The sequence below is a fragment of the Solibacillus sp. GQ1 genome (assembly GCF_059758555.1).
In genome coordinates this window covers 56326-71554 of record NZ_JCAXEX010000002.1, presented here as the reverse complement: position 1 = coordinate 71554, position 15229 = coordinate 56326, and the positions used below count along the sequence as shown (strand labels likewise).

Below are 15229 nucleotides of genomic sequence, written 5' to 3'. Positions count from 1 at the left end.
GTTTACGCCTCCCTGCTATTGTATTCATTAACGATTTTAAAGTGAGCTTTTAATGCCTCGATATTTTCGATGCCTTCGTATGATTGGAAAGTTACTTGCTTTCCTTGTTCACGTAGCAGTTGTACTGCCTCCAGTGCTTCTGCAAAACGCTCAGCTGCGAACAATACAAGCACTTCCTCTTTGTCGACGTTGATTTTCGGCATTGCTTCAAATACACGGTCAACACGTAAACCAAAACCGGTTGCACCGACTTGCGAACCAAAATGCTGCATTAAGCCGTCATAACGTCCGCCATTTCCTAACGGGAATCCGCTGCCTGAAGCAAACACTTCAAATAACATCCCTGTGTAATAACTCATATGACTTGATAATGTGAAATCGAATGCGATGTACTTTTCATAACCTGCAGCATCCAAAATTCTCCCCAAGTTTCGCATATATTCCAGCGCATCATTTTTGCGCACATATTTTTCGATTGCTTCAATTGAAGGAAGGCTGATTGCATCTTCAATATAGGCTAACAGGGCATCGGATTTTGTTTTCGGCAGATCAAATGCCAGTACCGCTTCTTCAAACCCGACAAAATTTCGTTGTACAAGTAGCTCATTTAAATCATCTGCCTGTGCATCACTTTCTGTATAATCCTTTAAAATGCAGCTTAAAACCCCTGCATGTCCGATTGTTACTTTGAAATCTGTAATTTGATAGGACTTTACTAAATCGATGGCCGTCATGATCACTTCTGCATCGGCATATACGGAATTGTCACCAATCAGTTCAATTCCCATTTGATCAAATTCAGCTGGGCGCCCTCCTTCACGCTGTTGCGCACGGAACACATTTGCAAAATAGGCAAGGCGTTGTGGAATTTTCTCTTTCAGTAATTTCGATGTCGCAACACGGGCAATCGGTGTTGTCATATCAGGTCGTAGTACAAGGGTATTTCCTTGGCTATCAACCAATTTAAAAAGTCGTGCGTCGGAAATTGCAGATGCTTTCCCGATCGTATCGTAATATTCAACAGATGGTGTTTTTATAAATTCATAACCGCGCTCACGTAGCAATGTTCGTCCAGTTGAGCGGATTAATTCAAGTTTTTCATAAATTTCCGGTAATGTGTCACGCATTCCAAGTGGCTTTTCAAACATTTTAATCGATGACATTTTCACACATCCTAATTTTTATACTTGGTTAAATTCTGCATACTGCACTTTAGTATACTAGAGTGTTAAATCACTAGTGTATGAAAGTATTTTACTGCTACTTATGGTCGTAGTCAATGGATTCATACAAATATTTAGTTAATTTAATTTTCTGATATATTTTTATATTATACATCATCTTTTACCAAATTCAGTTATGTGGAGGAAAAGACATGAAAAAATACCCATCTCCGCGTTAGTTGGAAATGGATATTCTACATTTAATTTTGCCAAACCGGCTTGTCATTCTTTTTCCGTTCTGCCATTTGTTCTGCAGTGAAAATAATGCGCATCGGGTTGCCGCCTGCCATTGCGCCTGCCGGTACGTCCTTATGCACCAATGTCGCCGCAGAAACGATTGCCCCATCTCCAATTTTCACACCCGGTAAAATCGTCGAGTTTGCGCCAACCATAACATTGCTGCCAATTTCGACATCACCGAGACGATATTCTTCGATTAAATATTCATGCGCTAAAATTGTCGTATTAAAGCCGATGATCGAATTATCGCCGACTGTAATACGCTCCGGAAACATGGAATCAGGCATGACCATCAATGCCAATGATGCCTCTTTGCCGATTTTCATTTTTAAAAACGAGCGGTACAGCCAGTTTTTCCATGCCATAACCGGGGTAACCCGTCCAATTTGGATGACAATAAAGCATTTCATCACTTTCCAAAAGGAAACGGTATTATAAACTTTCCATAATGAATTCGCACCCTGAACTTTGTAGCGTTCTGTTCTGCGCATGCCTACTCCCCTTTCACAATATCCAATAAATCATGCATATGATGAAGCATATAAGTCGGCTCATAGGACATTAAATAGTCGACTCCTTTAGCAGACCAAGCAACACCCGCTGTTCGGACACCTGCATTTTTCCCGCCTTCAATATCATGCGAGTTGTCGCCAATCATGATCGCTTCCTCTTTCCCGACACCTAGCTTTTCAAGTGCTAATAGAACTGGTTCTGGATGTGGCTTCACATGCTCCACATCATCAAAACCGACAATGACATCGAAAAACTGTTCCGCACAAAGTACTTTTAAACCGCGGGCAAGACTTTCTCTTGCTTTCGTTGAAACAATCGCCATTTTGATGCCTAAATTGTGGAGCTCTTCCAACGTTTCGACTACTGCATCATAGCTTGTTACTAAACGGTCATGGTTGATTGCGTTCCACTCTTTATATTTCCCGATCATTACATCGGTTTCGCCAGGTGTTAATTCGTCAAACGTCTGTTTTAATGACGGACCGATGAATCTCAGGCAGTCTTCTGTCGAATATTGCCCGGGAAATTTTTCGTCAAAAATATACATGAATGTCTGGATGATTAAATCATTTGTATTTAATAATGTGCCATCAAAATCAAACAGCAATGCTTTTGTTTTCATACTGAAGAATGCTCCCTTTTAAAAAACCGTTCGCACTAATGCAAACGGTGTTAACTATTATTTCCCCAAATGGGGGTAATTTTTATATCAAAGCTTATTTCTTCTTGCTCTTCTTATTTTTATTATTATTTTTCGTCGCAGCAGGTTTTTCCTCATCTAAATAGTGGATAACCGGTTTTACTTTCATGCGGCGATAAACAATGGCAATAATGCCGACTGTGATACCGATGATTGAAACGACTTGAGCTGAGCGCAAATCTCCTACTAAGTATAAGCTATCTGTACGTAAGCCCTCGATGTAGAAACGTCCGATTGAATACCAGATTAAATAGAAGAAAAACATTTCGCCGCGTCGCCAGTTTAACTTGCGGGCAAACAGCAAAATGACTAAACCGACTACATTCCATAATGACTCATATAAGAAAGTCGGGTGTACATAGTTTCCGTCTTCACGTATATACATTTGTTCGATCAGCCAGTTCGGTAAGAACAGACCTTCCAAAAATTCTCGTGTTACAGGGCCGCCATAAGCTTCCTGGTTCATGAAGTTGCCCCATCGTCCAATAATTTGACCAACGAGAATACTCGGTGCTGCAATATCGGCCAGTTTTAAGAAGCTCACTTTGCGTTTTTTCGTAAATATGTATGCTGTAATAAACGCACCGATTAATGCACCATGAATCGCAATACCGCCATTCCAAATTTGAATGATACTGCCCGGATGCTGACTATAGTAGTCCCACTTCATCACAACGTAATACACGCGGGCTGACAAGATTGAAATCGGAATTGCCCAAATGAGCAGGTCGGCAAAAAATTCAGGATCTAATCCACGGCGGACCGATTCTTTTTGTGCCAGGAAGTAGGCAACGAGAATCCCGACCCCGATAATGATTCCGTACCAGTTCACCGGTATTGGTCCTAAGTGGAATGCTACCGGATTTATTGCTAATAAATTTGTAACCATAAACTTCTCCCTTCAACTACCTATTAATAATCGTCTATTTCATCATTCGAAACAAGCATATCGTCCAGACGACGTGAAAATTCTTCCGCTGCATTGACGCCCATTTTCTTCAGACGGTAGTTCATCGCAGCTACTTCAATAATTACGGATACATTTCGTCCTGGCTGTACTGGAATTGTCAGCTTCGTTACCTCTGAATCAATAATTTTCATCTTCTCCTCATCCAGCCCTAGACGATCATAAAACTTATCCGGATCCCATGTTTCAAGCTCTATTATTAATGTAATACGCTTGTAGGGACGCACTGCACTTGCACCGAACAGTGTCATAATATCGATGATTCCAATACCGCGAATCTCCAGCAGATGTTCCAATAATGGTGGCGGGAATCCAACTAGCATGTTTTCGCCTTCCTGACGAATTTCCACACTGTCATCTGCAACCAACCGATGCCCTTTTTTTACAAGCTCAAGTGCCGTCTCACTTTTACCGACACCACTTTTCCCAACAATAAGAACCCCAATGCCATATACATCAACGAGCACCCCATGAATGGCCGTTGTCGGAGCAAGCTTACTCTCCAAAAAGTTCGTCAGTCGGCTCGAAAATCTAGTAGTCGTCAGCTTCGTAACGAGCACCGGGACATGATTTTCATTCGATGCATCGATCAGTTCCTGAGGCACGTCCAAACCGCGCGAAATAATAATCGCCGGTGTTTCATCCGAACAAAGCTGCTTCATCCGGCTTCTTTTTTCCTTTTCAGGCAACATTTCAAAAAATGAGAGCTCTGTTTTACCTAACAGCTGAACACGGTCAGCTGGATAATGTGTAAAATAGCCGGCCATTTCCAAACCTGGGCGGGATATATCACTCGTCGTTATGTATCGTCCAACTCCGGCTTCCCCACTGACTAGCTCCAAATTAAACTTTTCCATAACATCTTTCGCAATTACTTGAATCATAAATTTGGTACGCTCCTATCTTCTAGCATCTCCACTGTATTTTATCATGTCTATAACATTTCCAATATATAACGCGCTTAGTTTTTTAAATTATCAATCACATTAACTGGTCATTCGCTGAAAAGGTAAAAAAAGATGAAGCAAATAAAGCTCCATCTTTTTTATGTATAAATTACTTTAATGTGGATAAATATTCTGCAGCTGCTTCCGCCTTTTCGCCTTTAACAATTCCACCAGGCATACGGTCTTTACCATTTAAAATAATATCCAAAATCTCTTCTTCCGAATATTTAGCCCCTAATTGATTCAACGCTGGCGCATTGCCGCCTTGTAATTGACCGCCATGGCATGTTGCGCATGATTGCTGAACAACACTTTTCCCGTCGATTTCAGCTGTTTCGCCGTTTGAAGCCGAATCATCTCCACCGCATGCAGCAAGGAAAATTGCTGAACCGAAAACTAATGTAAGTAAACTCTTTTTCATTCTGAACCCCTCCAAAAATGAACTTTTATTCCACTACTGATTATAACAAACTTATACTTTTTTGAAACCTTCGCCTAGCACTTCATAGGCGTCCGAAACGATGACAAATGCTTGAGGATCAACGGTTTTCAATACTTGTTTCAACCTTGTGAACTCTGTTTGATAAACAACGACCATTAATACCGGGCGCTCCTCACCTGTATACCCGCCAAATGCCGGAAGCCTAGTAATCCCGCGATTAATCTCTTTATAAATCGCATCGCGCACATCCGTTTCTTTTTGTGTAATAATGTAAACCATTTTTGATTGGCTAAAACCAAGCTGTACAATATCAATCGTTTTTGTCGTGACATATAGACCAATTAACGCATACAGTCCTTTTTCCAGGTCAAATACAATTGCCGCACTAACCGCGATCAGGCCATCGATGAACAGTACACTTGTCCCTAATGTTAAGCCTGTATATTTCGTAATAATTTGAGCAAGTAAATCCGTACCGCCAGTTGAAGCATTCCCTTTAAAAACAAGTCCTATCCCTAAACCGACTACAATCCCGCCAAAGATAGCCCCTAATAACGGGTTCAGTGTCCAAGGATCCCAGCTCTCAGTTAATATAACGAAGAAAGGAAGAGCAATCGTACCAATAAAGGATTTAATCCCGAATTTTTTCCCTAGTACAAGCACGCCTGCTATAAACAAAGGAATATTAAACGCATACTGAACAATCCCGGCATTCCACCCGAACATACCATGCAAAATTGTACTGATCCCGCTTACTCCGCCGGATGCGACCTGGTTTGGAAATAAAAACACATTAAAGCCGAACGCAATGACTGCTGCGCCGACAATGACAAATACATATTCCATTACACTGCTTTTCACTGAACTCTGTGAGCTATATGTCATACAAATCCTCGCTTCTTTTGTAAATTCCATTGAATTATAACAAATCCTACATTAAATGAGAACTTCATCTAACTAAAGGAAAAGCGCCCCATAAAAGGACGCATTCTCTTCTGCTTTTTATTGGATTATTAATGCCTCGTCAACCCATACTGTCACTTCTTCATACATCGGCAAAAGCCCGTCGACAGGTATGTTTAATTGCCGGGATAATGGAATAATGCCTTCCCAGTCCAACTTACTTAAAGCGGTAGCAAACTGTAAATACGGCGTCATCTCCGTATGTTCACCTGAGATTGTTTCCAAAATCGTTTCCGATAGCGGCAACTGCGTAACGATTGCACTCATCGGCCGTTTCAGTAAAGAATCAATCAATGAAAACAGACCGACTAAAAAATACTCCGAGAAATTCTTTTTGTAATTCAGGCGGGCAATTTTTTCACACACTTTCGCTCTGAACAAGGATGCATACATTAACTCCTGAAATACGTCTTTATTTCGATTCACGTCGGATTCACGCATCGCCAGTAAATATATCCATCTTCGCAACTCCGTTAACCCTAGTAATAAAATGGCCTGCTTAATCGAGCGAACTTTCGTTTTCGAACGTCTTGACGAACCATTGATTAATTTGAGCAACCGGTAGGATAATGAAATTTCCCGTTCGATATTGTTCGCCAATACATCAATATTTGCTTCATCATCCCGCAACAACGAGATGATCTGGAAATACTGAAACAGGTTTGCCGGTATATCGGTAGCCGTCAGTATTTGCGGTTTTTCAAAGAAATAGCCCTGAAATAAAAAATAACCGGATTCTTTGGCCATTTCATACTGCTCACGCGTTTCAACTTTTTCTGCCAATAGTTTAATATGAGGAAATTTCGTTTTTATCGTATTTTCAATTGCCACTCTCTCATTTTCACCTGTATGTAAAAAATCGATTTTAATATAATCAATGTACCGAAAGAGCTCATCATAAATCAGCACTTCTTTATTCATAACAAAATCATCAAGTGCAATTTTATTTCCCGCGTTCTTTAATTGTTTGAGCCGTTCGATTAACGCGATTGTAATCGGAATATCTTCCAATATTTCAATGACAATTTGTTCCTCCTCAATAATATCCAAGGATTCCTGCATAATCAGGTTTTCCGTAAAATTAATGAATAACGGCTTTCCATTCGCTATTTCTTTAATGCCAATCGAAAGAAATGAATTGATGATCAGCTCAACGGTTGCTTTATCTGCATCAATATTCGGAAACTGGTTGGTGTAATTATTTCGATACAACAACTCATATGCTACGATTTTTTCATGTTTGTTAAATATAGGTTGTCGCCCAACAAATACTTCCATTTTGTAAATTCCCCAATACTCGTTTATTTTCTCTCTATTTATTATGGAAATAGCTGTTATTTTGCAATTTTCCAATGTACTATAAAACTAGATTAACAAAATTCAAGGAGGCAGTAAATGTGAACACTGTAAAATACGAGCAAAAAGACTTTATTGCATATGTAACACTTGATCGCCCCGATATGTTAAACGCTTTTAATTATGAAATGTTGGAACAATTACGCAATGTTATTGAATCCATTCAAATCCACCCAGATATTCGTCTTGTCATCATTACAGGATCTGGTGATAAAGCCTTTTCGGTTGGTGCGGACTTAAAAGAACGTAAAACGTTGCCGGATACACTTGTGAAACGCAACTTAAACCGGTTCGGGGAAGTATTTTCCCTCATTGAGCAATTACCGCAACCGACGATTTGTGTATTAAACGGATATGCCTTTGGTGGCGGACTTGAGCTTGCACTTGCTTGCGATTTCCGTATTGCTGCCGAAACCGTTTCACTAGGCTTAACGGAAACAGGCTTAGGCATTATTCCGGGAGCTGGCGGAACACAGCGATTGCCGCGCTTAATCGGTGAAGCGAAAGCATTGGAGCTCATTTTGACTGCAAAACGGATGACTGCACATGAAGCACTTGACTATGGTGTCGTTACGAAAGTGGCACCGGTCGAAAGTTTACATGAAGTGACAGCCGACTTTGCCGCACTTATTTTACGCAATGCGCCAATTGCGATACAGCAAGCTAAATTTGCTGTAAAACAAGGGATGAAAACAGATATTCAAACAGGTCTTCAAATCGAACGAAAAGCATACGAACTGACAATCCCTACTGAAGACCGCATTGAAGCACTGAATGCCTTTGCTGAAAAAAGGCCACCTCAGTTTAAAGGTAGATAAACCCACTCATATAAATAGGGTGCCCGCCAATGGGACACCCTGTTTGTATTTTATAAATACTTCTCAAACCATCCTGTAATTTGCTCAAGTCGCTCTAATCGCAAGTTCGGGATACCTGTACGTGATAAGTTATGGTCACATTCAGGGAAACGGACGAAACCGACCTCTTTGCCCATTTTCTTAAGCGTAATATAAAGTTGCTCTGCCTGCTCAATCGGGCAGCGGAAATCACGTTCACTGTGCAAAATAAGTAGTGGTGTTTCCACATTAGCCGCATATTTTAATGGTGAATGGTGCCACAGTTTTTCCACATCATTCATATCTGCGAGCATTTGCCACTCCGAGAAATAATAACCGATATCCGATACGCCGTAGAAGCTGATCCAGTTTGAGATCGAACGTTGGGTAACAGCTGCTTTAAAGCGATTCGTATGACCAACAACCCAGTTCGTCATAAAGCCGCCATAGCTTCCGCCAGTAATCCCTAAACGTGACTCATCGATCCATGCATAGTTTTCCAGTGCATAATCAACACCAGCCATAATATCTTCATAGTCCCCATCACCATAATTACCGCGTACACCATCAACAAATTCCTGGCTGTAGCCATGACTGCCTCGTGGGTTCACATAAAGCACACCATACCCTTTCGCCGCCAATAGCTGCATCTCATGGAAAAACGTATTCGCATATAAAGTATGCGGTCCGCCGTGTACTTCAACAATTAATGGATATTTTTCTCCTTCTGTATACTGTGCAGGCTTCATAATCCAGCCATGTACAGTCAAACCATCTTTTGATGTATACGAAATCGCTTCCGGTTCTGACAGCGTAGTCTCATTTAAAAACTTTTCGTTAAATGTTGTTAACTGCTTGCGCTCACCTGTTGTAATATCAAAGTCAAACAGCTCCCCAGGGAATGTCCCATTGGATACCGTCAATAATGCACGGTTGCCGTTTTTAAAGATTGCATAGCCGTATACATGCTCATTTTCCGGTGACGCAGGGTAAAGTGCGCCCTCCAATGTTGCATAATATAAGCGGATATCCCCTTCAGAAGATACTTGGAAATACAAATCATCGTTTTCCGTCCATACTACAGATGGAGCTGATACATCTTGCTGAATATCCGCAACCGCATAGTCGCCAACCGGCAAGTCCAGCATTTCCGTCAGCTTTTGTGTTGTTTTCGTTTCTGTATCATAAATATAAACATGGCCATGTGTAGCATTTCTGAATGAATGATCCGAACCGCCAAATGCAATGTAGCGGTCATCAAATGAAAACTCAGCACCGCCAAAGTAGCCATCTTCATCTATTAGAACTGTTTCTGCTTTCGTATCTACATCAACAAGGTATAGCGGTGTACGGAATACATTATCCGTATTTTCTTCACGGTTCACACCGATCACCAATGTTTTCCCGTCATGTGAAATGCCTTGTAAGCTATGTGAAAAATCGCCTTCTGTAAATGTACTTACTTCTTTCGTCGCTAAATCAACAGCAGCAATTTGTGTATAGCGGTTCTGTTTTAATAAACCTACACTGTCTGCTTTGTATTTCATTTTATCCACGACATAGGCTTTCGGGAATTTCGTGTCTTCCTTTTCTTCCTCTTTCGTAATATCCAGCCCTTTTTTAATAGTGCTCGTAATCCAAACCTTTTCACCACATGGACTCCATAAAAATGAATTGACGCCGTTTGGTAGTGTCGTCATTTCCTGTGCTTCCCCGCCACGGCGGTTTAATATGTATAGTTGCTGTTTTTCATTGCGTTTCGCTAAAAATGCGACTTGTTTGCCATCTGGTGACCACTCGGGACTCGTCACACGTTCATTGCCGTAAGTCCATTGCGTTGTTTCCTCAGATTCCAAGTCGATATGGAACAAATGGGCATTGTAATTATTTTCTTCTTTATTGATCTCTGTTCTGATAAATACCGCCTCTTGCTCATTTGGCGCAAGTACCGGATTTGTAATGGATTGAATTTCGAATAAGCTTTCTTTTGTAATATACTTCGTCATTAAAACACCTCTTCATTTATTTCGATTCCCGTAATAATAATGTACCATCTTTTATTTGAAATTTCAAAATATAAATATATAAGATATAAGTTTAAATCCTCTTCTCATAGAGCTTCTTATTTAGTTCCGGTTTTCTTTGGCGGGAGCCGCATAGCAGCAGTAAAGGCACGCCGTAAACGTCGAACCTTTACTGCTGCTATTATTGCGGCTTGGGACTCCCGCCAAATCAATAGTGTCCGGCTCTAAACCGTAACGCCCTTTAGTCGGCGCTTACAGTGGTAGGCGCCGGTTCTACGCACAAAGTTAATCTTTCTTTATAAAAAAATGATAGCCCTTGTTACAAAAAATATTTCTCCTTTCTAAAAAAGGAGATACTTTATGAGAAAGTAGGCGCCTTGCGAATGCACAGCGCCTCCCTATATAAGCAACGATTGAAACAACGGTACTTTATGATTGGCGGGCGTCTTAAAAAGCACGCAGAAAAGTCGCAAAGACATGTGCAACATGGCTTGGTGACTTTTGTGCTTAGCCCGCCAATAACCACCGGAACATTATAAGAAGCTTTATGAGGACAATCCCTCAACCGGCACCCTTTTATTTTCCAATTTTCAAAAAACACCCGCCACAAAGTATGGCAGGTGTTGGAATGTTATGTTCTTGCGATTTCTTTTAAAGAACGGCGCAGAATTTTGCCTGTTGTGTTTTTTGGCAGCTCGTCCAAAATTTCAATAACAGTCGGCACTTTGTATTTCACAATACGGTCTGCACAAAATTCGCGAATCGCTTCTATAGTTAAAGTCGGATCCTTTAACACAACGTAAGCATGTACCGCCTCACCAAAATCCGGATCCGGGAAGCCAACGACTGCCGCTTCGACAATGCCTTCATGTGAGAACAATACTTCTTCTACTTCACGAGGATAAACATTGTAACCGCCTACAATTATCATATCCTTTTTGCGGTCAACGATATAGAAGTAACCTTCCTCGTCTTTTCTTGCTAAGTCACCTGTATATAACCAGCCATCGCGAATCGTAACGGCTGTTTCTTCCGGCATGTTGTAATAGCCTTTCATGACATTCGGTCCGCGCACGATCAGCTCTCCTACTTCCCCAATGCCCACTTCATCACCATTTTCGTCGACCACTTTATTTTCCACATTGCTGATCGACTGTCCGATTGAGCCTGGTTTACGCTCACGGTCTGTTGGGTTGAAACAAGTAACAGGTGAAGCTTCAGATAAGCCATATCCTTCAGAAATTCGTACATTGAACTTTTGCTCAAAGTTATGCAGCAATGATACTGGTAATGAAGCACCACCTGAAATTGCTAAACGAATTGTCGAGAATGCGGCAACATCCGCTTTCTCATATTGATAAAGGAAATTGTACATCGTCGGAACGCCGGCAAATACTGTTGCTTTATAAGTTGAAATCATCTCGAAAATTTCTCCCGGACTAAAGCGTGGCGCTAATAAGATCGTTGCTCCGCGTGTTAACGGTGAATTGACAACTACCGTTAAAGCAAAGACGTGGAAAACCGGCAATGTCGCTACGATACGGTCTTCTGATGTCATTTTTAAGTAATCGCCAATATCTCTGGCATTTGAGAATAAATTGTTATGTGTCAGCATGGCACCTTTCGGATGACCTGTCGTACCGGAAGTATATAGAATAATGGCCGTATCATCCGGCGCTACTTCTACTGGATCCGTTGTACGTGCTGTTGTTGCTAATACTTGTGAAAACAGCTTCGTCTTTTCTTTTGCACCATCTGAAAGCGCGGCATATTTTTCGCCGATGTCTTCTGTTGTTTCGCAAATGATATATTGTTCTACTTGTGGGAATCTATGCACCCCTGCTTCCACAAGCGGTAATAATAAATCAAGTGCGATGACAACCTTTACATCACCATTTTGGATAATGTATGAAATTTCATCTGCTGTATAGATTGGATTAATCGGAATTGCCACAGCACCAATACGCATTGATGCGTATAAACTGATGATGAAATGCGGTGTATTGCCTAATAAAAACGCGATATGGTCGCCTTTTTTTACACCTAAATCTTCCAAAGCAGCTGCAAACCGTGCAACCGATTGCTCCAATTCACCGTAAGATGTGCCTTTACCTAAAAAGTAGTACGCTGTTTTTTCTGGTTGTTCGAAAGCTTGTTGTCTTACCTTTTCAACTAAATTCAATACACCCATCCCCCTATGCGTAAAATGAAAAAATATTCACTCTATTAGCATTATAGAATAAGTATATTAATAAAACAATATGAAAATCTCGTTTATTCACAAATATTGTACTAAAATCATTTTTTCTCTATTTCGAACTCACACGCGCACATGTGAAATATAACGCCAGCGGATTAGGAAAAAGTAGACAATTTGGATTAGGGCAAACATTGTAAACGAAAATACAACTTCTTTTACGATTGATAAATTCATGACATCGTTCAGTACAGCTTGCACAACGTAGAACGCAAATGCACTATGTACAAAGGCTAATCCCCATGGCAGGAAAAATTGAATCATTAAATTTCTCGTAATAAGGCGCTTCAGTTCTTTACCGCTTAACCCTACTTTAATGAGCATATCGAACTGCTTCTTCTCTCGGTCCAAGTTTGCATATATTTTAAAATAAACAAAACTTCCCGACGCAAGTAGAAACACAGCTACTACTAATATACCGATGAGTGTTAATAAAGAATACGTAGCTAATATATAAGAATAATTTAATCCTGCATTCTCAAAGTAAAACGGCAACGTATATTCACTGTTAATCAGATAATCGCGGGCGACCATCTGCTGAATATCAATTCCGACATTTTCCGTTTCGGTCCAGTTAGGAATATCAAACGTAAATAAGTGATAGCCAGGCTCGACATATGGTGCCATTTCAAACTCATTTGTCAGTTTTTCAAAGTCTTCATCACTAATAATGATGGAGTTACTGCTAATAATAGCTGTCGGGAAAAACATTTTCGGGTACACACTGTTAATCATCAGGTCCACATTATTTTCCTTCAGCACCGTCTTTACTTCCGTCTTCTCCAGCTTTTCAATCGAATCTTCCGAATATGGGATGAACATTGCTTCCCCGCTTTTTAAATCCACTAGAGGATATTTATATGAAAACAGCAGATGGTTAATATCCGTTTCCCGGAAAACTTCCACCGGATTCGATGTATACGATGATGTTTGACGCATAACAGTAAAGCGCGTCATATGATAACTGATGTCATTATACTCAAGCTCATCGATTATGGATAAAATATGTTCAATTTCATAAGGGTTATCCATTTCCCCTTTATACATAAGACCGATTGGGTTGATTTTGTCATACTGTGATGTATAGGAAGACATCGCCGATAAAACACCGACCGTTAAAAAGGCAAGTGTCGAGACGAGTGTCACAATGAAAAACATGCGTGAATTAAAACGTAAAATCTGCACCTGTTCAGCGATCGCCAGCATACGTGCCCGTTTCCAGTAAAACTGCTTATGCCCCTTCAACCGGTCAATAATATAAAGTGTCGTATCTGAAAAGAAATAGTACGTCCCCAATGTCACAAAAACAGGGATCAGTAACGTATACGAAAAAATAGATGACTTCGTTGTAATAAGTGCAAGACCGTATCCACATAAAATGAGGATGATTCCTAAAATGGCATTTCGCTTTGAATAGGTCGCTGCAGCATCCACAAACTTTGGTCCTCTTATGAAGTTCCGTATTTTAATGTCCGGCGTAAACAGAATGCTCAACGTCGAGATGACAACAAATGCGCTTAAATAAACGAATAAAGTCAGTACAAACGGCTCCCATGACAAATAGAGCGGCAACGCATTTAAATTTAAAATTTCACGGACAATCATAAAGAAAAACTTCGAAAACGCGAACCCGAAAACAATACCGGAAATACAGGAAAAAATCCCGATTGTCATTGTTTCGATGATCACCAGTTTTCCTAACTGATTCCGGTCCATGCCAAGATGAAGCAAAATCGCAAACTCTTTAGACCGCGCTTCCAAAAAGGCACGCATCGAGTAAAAAATAAAAAACCATGAAAACAGCACAAGAACGATTTCAGCAAAAACCATTCCGGCGATCGATACTTCTCCTAAAAAACCACGTTCGATTTCCGGATGAAACATGAGCATCGAATAAATAAAGAACACAAAAACACTGAAAAAGCTGGCCATAAAGAAGGCGGCATAGTTACGAAAATTCCGGAAAACGTTACGGTAAGCGAATTGAAGAAAAGTCACCTACATGTCCCCCTAATAAACTTAATACATTTAAAATACGCTGGAAAAATGTTTGGCGACGATCGTCTGTATATATTTCATTGAAAAACTCGCCGTCTTTAATAAAAATTACACGATCGCAATAACTCGCCGCAATCGGATCATGTGTCACCATTAAAATCGTCGTATCGTTTTCTTTATTCATTCTTGCTAAGAGCTCAAGCACTTCTCGCGATGCATTCGAATCCAGATTTCCTGTAGGCTCATCGGCTAAAACGAGCATCGGATGATGGATCAGTGCACGTGCGATTGCTGTTCTTTGGGCTTGTCCTCCTGATATTTCATTCGGACGCTTCATTAAAATTGACGTTAAATCAAGCAGCTCACTTAAATATTGCAGCCGTTCCTCCATGACAGATATCGGCTGTTCATCAATTGTCAGCGGTAAAATGATATTTTCCTCCACCGTCAATGTCGGCAGCAGATTAAAATCCTGAAAGACGAAACCTAGCTGGCGGCGTCTGAAATAGGCAAGTTCCTCACTATTAAGCTTTTGCGGTTTCATCCCATTAAAAACAATCTCGCCGGATGTCAGCGTATCGATCATGGATACCATATTTAACAACGTCGTTTTCCCGCTGCCGGATGGGCCCATAATTGCGACAAATTCACCCTTTTCCACTTCAAAACTAAGCTGGTTGAGTGCTCGCTTCGTCACTTTTCCTTCATATACTTTCGTAGCATCTTGTATTTGTAAAATAGACATAGTAACTCCTTTTAACCA

13 protein-coding genes are annotated in these 15229 nt (G+C 40.6%); 1 reads left to right on the top strand and 12 read right to left on the bottom strand.

The features are described from left to right. Nucleotides 1–2: 2 nt before the first annotated feature. The 8 genes from AC6CH1_RS12755 to AC6CH1_RS12720 all read right to left on the bottom strand — a co-directional run bounded on the left by AC6CH1_RS12755 (nucleotide 3) and on the right by AC6CH1_RS12720 (nucleotide 7273). A complete protein-coding gene (locus tag AC6CH1_RS12755; RefSeq protein ID WP_498317849.1) occupies nucleotides 3–1163 on the bottom strand; it encodes an ATP phosphoribosyltransferase regulatory subunit in 1161 nt (386 codons plus the stop codon). Nucleotides 1164–1423: 260 nt separating this feature from the next. Then, on the bottom strand, nucleotides 1424–1954 hold the full coding sequence (locus AC6CH1_RS12750; RefSeq protein ID WP_251690342.1) for an acyltransferase: 531 nt from the start codon (nucleotides 1952–1954) through the stop codon (nucleotides 1424–1426). A 2-nt stretch (nucleotides 1955–1956) separates the two neighbouring features. Then, nucleotides 1957–2598, bottom strand: coding sequence for a pyrophosphatase PpaX (ppaX, locus tag AC6CH1_RS12745; RefSeq protein WP_498317848.1), 642 nt, complete (start codon nucleotides 2596–2598; stop codon nucleotides 1957–1959). A 94-nt stretch (nucleotides 2599–2692) separates the two neighbouring features. Next, a complete protein-coding gene (lgt, locus tag AC6CH1_RS12740) occupies nucleotides 2693–3565 on the bottom strand; it encodes a prolipoprotein diacylglyceryl transferase (protein WP_498317847.1) in 873 nt (290 codons plus the stop codon). Nucleotides 3566–3588: 23 nt separating this feature from the next. After that, nucleotides 3589–4527 carry an HPr(Ser) kinase/phosphatase gene (gene hprK / locus AC6CH1_RS12735; RefSeq protein WP_251690346.1) on the bottom strand — a complete coding sequence of 313 codons (939 nt, stop codon included), beginning with the start codon at nucleotides 4525–4527 and terminating at the stop codon, nucleotides 3589–3591. A 172-nt stretch (nucleotides 4528–4699) separates the two neighbouring features. Beyond that, entirely contained in the window at nucleotides 4700–5011 is a 312-nt protein-coding gene (cccB, locus tag AC6CH1_RS12730) for a cytochrome c551 (RefSeq protein ID WP_014822762.1), read from the bottom strand. Nucleotides 5012–5062: 51 nt separating this feature from the next. Beyond that, nucleotides 5063–5917 (bottom strand): YitT family protein, encoded by an 855-nt coding sequence (locus tag AC6CH1_RS12725; protein WP_251690347.1) that lies wholly within the window; start codon nucleotides 5915–5917, stop codon nucleotides 5063–5065. Nucleotides 5918–6034: 117 nt separating this feature from the next. Further along, a complete protein-coding gene (locus tag AC6CH1_RS12720; RefSeq protein ID WP_498317845.1) occupies nucleotides 6035–7273 on the bottom strand; it encodes an EAL and HDOD domain-containing protein in 1239 nt (412 codons plus the stop codon). Nucleotides 7274–7392: 119 nt separating this feature from the next. Between AC6CH1_RS12720 and AC6CH1_RS12715 the strand changes: the two genes are divergently transcribed. Continuing rightward, a complete protein-coding gene (locus tag AC6CH1_RS12715; protein WP_498317844.1) occupies nucleotides 7393–8169 on the top strand; it encodes an enoyl-CoA hydratase-related protein in 777 nt (258 codons plus the stop codon). Between the two features lie 50 nt (nucleotides 8170–8219). Here AC6CH1_RS12715 and AC6CH1_RS12710 read toward each other — a convergent pair whose 3' ends face one another. The 4 genes from AC6CH1_RS12710 to AC6CH1_RS12695 form a co-directional block, all read right to left on the bottom strand. Then, nucleotides 8220–10193, bottom strand: coding sequence for a S9 family peptidase (locus AC6CH1_RS12710; protein ID WP_498317842.1), 1974 nt, complete (start codon nucleotides 10191–10193; stop codon nucleotides 8220–8222). Between the two features lie 649 nt (nucleotides 10194–10842). Further along, nucleotides 10843–12393 (bottom strand): fatty acid--CoA ligase family protein, encoded by a 1551-nt coding sequence (locus tag AC6CH1_RS12705; protein WP_498317840.1) that lies wholly within the window; start codon nucleotides 12391–12393, stop codon nucleotides 10843–10845. Nucleotides 12394–12531: 138 nt separating this feature from the next. Beyond that, complete coding sequence (locus AC6CH1_RS12700; protein ID WP_498317838.1) at nucleotides 12532–14466, bottom strand: FtsX-like permease family protein; 1935 nt, start codon at nucleotides 14464–14466, stop codon at nucleotides 12532–12534. Continuing rightward, on the bottom strand, nucleotides 14438–15211 hold the full coding sequence (locus AC6CH1_RS12695) for an ABC transporter ATP-binding protein (protein WP_251690358.1): 774 nt from the start codon (nucleotides 15209–15211) through the stop codon (nucleotides 14438–14440). Before AC6CH1_RS12695 ends, AC6CH1_RS12700 begins: the two co-directional genes overlap by 29 nt. Between the last annotated feature and the right edge of the window lie 18 nt (nucleotides 15212–15229).

Excerpts from the sequence above, each read along its gene's own strand:
- AC6CH1_RS12755 (WP_498317849.1), bottom strand. The coding sequence starts at position 1,163 with ATGTCATCGATTAAAATGTTTGAAAAGCCACTTGGAATGCGTGACACA.
- AC6CH1_RS12750 (WP_251690342.1), bottom strand. The coding sequence starts at position 1,954 with ATGCGCAGAACAGAACGCTACAAAGTTCAGGGTGCGAATTCATTATGG.
- ppaX (WP_498317848.1), bottom strand. The coding sequence starts at position 2,598 with ATGAAAACAAAAGCATTGCTGTTTGATTTTGATGGCACATTATTAAAT.
- lgt (WP_498317847.1), bottom strand. The coding sequence starts at position 3,565 with ATGGTTACAAATTTATTAGCAATAAATCCGGTAGCATTCCACTTAGGA.
- hprK (WP_251690346.1), bottom strand. The coding sequence starts at position 4,527 with ATGATTCAAGTAATTGCGAAAGATGTTATGGAAAAGTTTAATTTGGAG.
- cccB (WP_014822762.1), bottom strand. The coding sequence starts at position 5,011 with ATGAAAAAGAGTTTACTTACATTAGTTTTCGGTTCAGCAATTTTCCTT.
- AC6CH1_RS12725 (WP_251690347.1), bottom strand. The coding sequence starts at position 5,917 with ATGACATATAGCTCACAGAGTTCAGTGAAAAGCAGTGTAATGGAATAT.
- AC6CH1_RS12720 (WP_498317845.1), bottom strand. The coding sequence starts at position 7,273 with ATGGAAGTATTTGTTGGGCGACAACCTATATTTAACAAACATGAAAAA.
- AC6CH1_RS12710 (WP_498317842.1), bottom strand. The coding sequence starts at position 10,193 with ATGACGAAGTATATTACAAAAGAAAGCTTATTCGAAATTCAATCCATT.
- AC6CH1_RS12695 (WP_251690358.1), bottom strand. The coding sequence starts at position 15,211 with ATGTCTATTTTACAAATACAAGATGCTACGAAAGTATATGAAGGAAAA.